Raw genomic sequence first — 3,042 nt, forward strand, 5'->3', positions numbered from 1 at the left:
GATTATTCCTGCATTCAAATATGTTGTAAAAAAGTGTACCCAAGATTCGTATCAAAACATGTTGAATCATATGCTTTCGGATTATTTACCTAAGAACAATTATCAAATTGTCGGAGCAATTCAAGAATTCTATAATCCAAAAGATAGTAGTGGAGAATTGTACTTATACTTCCCTGTTGAAAAAATCTAGTACACCCACATATTACGCTAAAGGGCAGGATAGTTTAAATAGACCGAAGAAATAAGAAGATAAGAACAAGTGGGATCTATATAGATTACTAAAGGATGTGTACTGTAAAATGCAATATTTCATCGGAATTACCCCTCCAGAGGACTATAAAGATAAAATAGTGGTATTTCGTGATCGTTGGTCCAGTAATCGTCTTAACGATGTAGTAGAGCCTCACATCACGGTCAAAGCGCAGGGTGGACTTACATTAGATCTACATTGGCTAGAAAGTGTAAGACAAACATGCTCTTTAATTCAAAACTTTCAATTATCATTATCAGAACCGAGATCGTTTGGAAGCGCTGTTACATTTCTAAGTGTTGAGACGAGCAGTGTAATCGATTTACATAGAAGATTAGTAAGTGCGATTTCTCCATCAAAAGAGCAAATAGATCGTTACTTTGAATTGGATAAATATCATCCTCATTTGACTTTGGGGCAAACCTACTGGGGTTTGAACGAAACTGAAATTGAAGAAATGAATCTCCTAGCAATTAAAGAATTAGCTCCTTTTCCAACCTTCAATGTCAATTATGTACGCGTATATAAAGAAATTGAACCAAACAAATACGTACCATTTGAAGATATCCTATTGGGGAGATAAAAAGAGAAGTGATTCAACTAACGGAGAACGTTAGCACCACGATATGACGGCAGCCGGCCATACGATCGGTTGCCGTTGCTCGTTGAAGTAACGGGCAGAATAGTTTAAGATCATACGCGGGGAACCGTATCATAAGTAGCGGCAAGTTTTTTGGTGGAGAACTGCGTAAAAGGCGTGGAAAAAGGATTTGCATGGAAGGGGTTTATCCTAAGTCACTTTCTGTGAAAAAACTTGCTTTAGAATTGTAGGTGTTAGAAGATGATAAAGAATTAGACGGAGAAAATAAAATATTAGACTGGAAGATGTTACTGAACCAACGTTCAAAGTTTCTGATTAAGGGGGCGACGCTTCGAATGGATAATAATAAGGAACTAGGTATCGGGCAAGTCGCTGAGCGCACTGGGTTGAGCGTTCACTCGCTACGATTCTACGAGCGCGAAGGCCTGTTGCTATCCACCCGAATTACGCGGGACAAAGGCGGCCGCCGCCGCTACAGCCTAGCCGACGTCGAGTGGCTAGGCATCTGTACCAAGCTCCGAGCATCGGGAATGCCAACTGCTCAGATCAAACAGTTCGCAGAACTGGTCCGGCAGGGTCCAGGAAACGAACGAGAACGGCTTGGAATTCTCCACGAGCACCAACGACGAGTTGCCGCCCAAGTTTCGCAACTGAACGACTGCTTGGAACTCATCAACTGGAAGGTTGACGTCTATGAGCAGCACCTTGAGCAAGGAACCGCCCAGTACCTCTGGACCGGCGGTAGGTGAGAAACTCTCGCTGCGTGCTGCGTTTATCTGATACCGGTTCAAATTACCCAATCGACAGCCACACGCTAGTTATCGTTACGCCCTGCATGGTGACGAAAACTGTTGATTTGAATGCTGCTCTTGACCTAGAGTACACTCTAGTTTGTATGGTGAGTATGAGTACATCAGGAAGGAGATAAAACTACCATGCAGCAGCAAAGAAATTTAGGAACTATGCAGCGCAAGATCGGTTCCGGATTCGGCCATCGCAGCAACGCCGATGAGGTACTGCGTGACATTGATCTCTCAGGACGTTTAGCCATCGTGACCGGCGGATATTCGGGTCTGGGCTTGGAGACCACACGCGCCCTCGCCCGCGCCGGAGCCCATGTAGTCGTACCGGCACGTCGACCAGACTCCGCCGTAAAGGCGCTCGCTTACTTGCAGGGTGTTGAGGTTGACGAACTTGATCTCTCGGACCTCGCCAGCGTCCGCGCATTCGGCGATCGGTTCCTGACCAGTGGTCGCAGTATTGACATTGCAATCCTCAGTGCTGGGATCATGGCCTGCCCAGAGACGAGGGTGGGACCTGACTGGGAGGTACAGTTCGCCACCAACCACCTTAGCCACTTCGCGCTAATCAACCTGCTATGGCCAGCGCTCGTTACCAAGGGGGGATCGCGTGTGATATCGGTGTCTTCAGCTGGCCATCACCTCTCGCCGATTCGCTGGGATGATGTGCAGTTTGAGAAAGGCTATGACAATTTTCTAGCCTACGGGCAATCAAAGACCGCCAACAGCCTATTCGCTGTCGAGCTCGACAGGCGTGGAGTTGAGCATGGTGTACGGGCGTTTTCGGTGCACCCTGGCTCAATTCTAACGCCTCTGCAGCGCCATCTAACAAAGAAAGAAATGGTTGATCTGGGTTGGATTGACGAGCGCGGCGAACTAGCCGATCCGACTTTCAAGACGCCTCAGCAGGGCGCTGCTACTCAGGTGTGGGCGGCAACCACCCCCAAACTTGCCGGTCTCGGCGGGCTTTATTGCGAGGACTGTGACATTGCCGAAATGGCTCCTGACGACGGCACTCAAACCGGAGTTAAGGATTACGCGGTCGACCCTCAGCAAGCTGTGCGTCTGTGGGAGATCTCTTCCAAACTGACTCGGACCAATGTACCAGCGAAATAACAACGCAGACGTATGCATCCCCGAGACCCGAAATTGCATCACAAAAAAGCGTAGTATGGATCGGTTTGTGCACACGGTTGGCGGTTGCTTTTGCATCGAAGAGTCATGTTTATTCGCTAGATTTGTTCCGGTAAAGATAGTGTTAATTAAACAAATTCATTCGACAGTCTAGGACTGTATATTCAAGTCCATAGCGCAGGTCACACATCATTGAACTCCCTCGAAATGATTTAGTTTTCTCACGCAGGCTCATGAATTCGCAGGATTTCACCTTT

3 protein-coding genes and 1 pseudogene are annotated in these 3,042 nt (G+C 47.2%); all 4 read left to right on the plus strand.

All coding sequences use genetic code 11. From position 1 onward, the window contains the following. Positions 1-190: pseudogene (locus IEY53_RS35650) on the plus strand (GyrI-like domain-containing protein); the annotation flags it as partial. Positions 191-299: 109 nt separating this feature from the next. Beyond that, positions 300-833: a 2'-5' RNA ligase family protein gene (locus tag IEY53_RS34675; RefSeq protein WP_189032890.1), complete on the plus strand. Its 534-nt coding sequence runs from the start codon at positions 300-302 to the stop codon at positions 831-833. 353 nt (positions 834-1,186) lie between these two features. After that, positions 1,187-1,600, plus strand: a complete 414-nt coding sequence (locus tag IEY53_RS34680) for a MerR family transcriptional regulator (protein ID WP_189032892.1) — start codon at positions 1,187-1,189, stop codon at positions 1,598-1,600. A gap of 186 nt (positions 1,601-1,786) precedes the next feature. Then, positions 1,787-2,767, plus strand: a complete 981-nt coding sequence (locus IEY53_RS34685) for an SDR family NAD(P)-dependent oxidoreductase (protein ID WP_189032894.1) — start codon at positions 1,787-1,789, stop codon at positions 2,765-2,767. Positions 2,768-3,042 lie beyond the last annotated feature (275 nt).

This window comes from Paenibacillus albidus, from assembly GCF_014644435.1.
GTDB lineage: Bacteria > Bacillota > Bacilli > Paenibacillales > Paenibacillaceae > Paenibacillus_AQ > Paenibacillus_AQ albidus.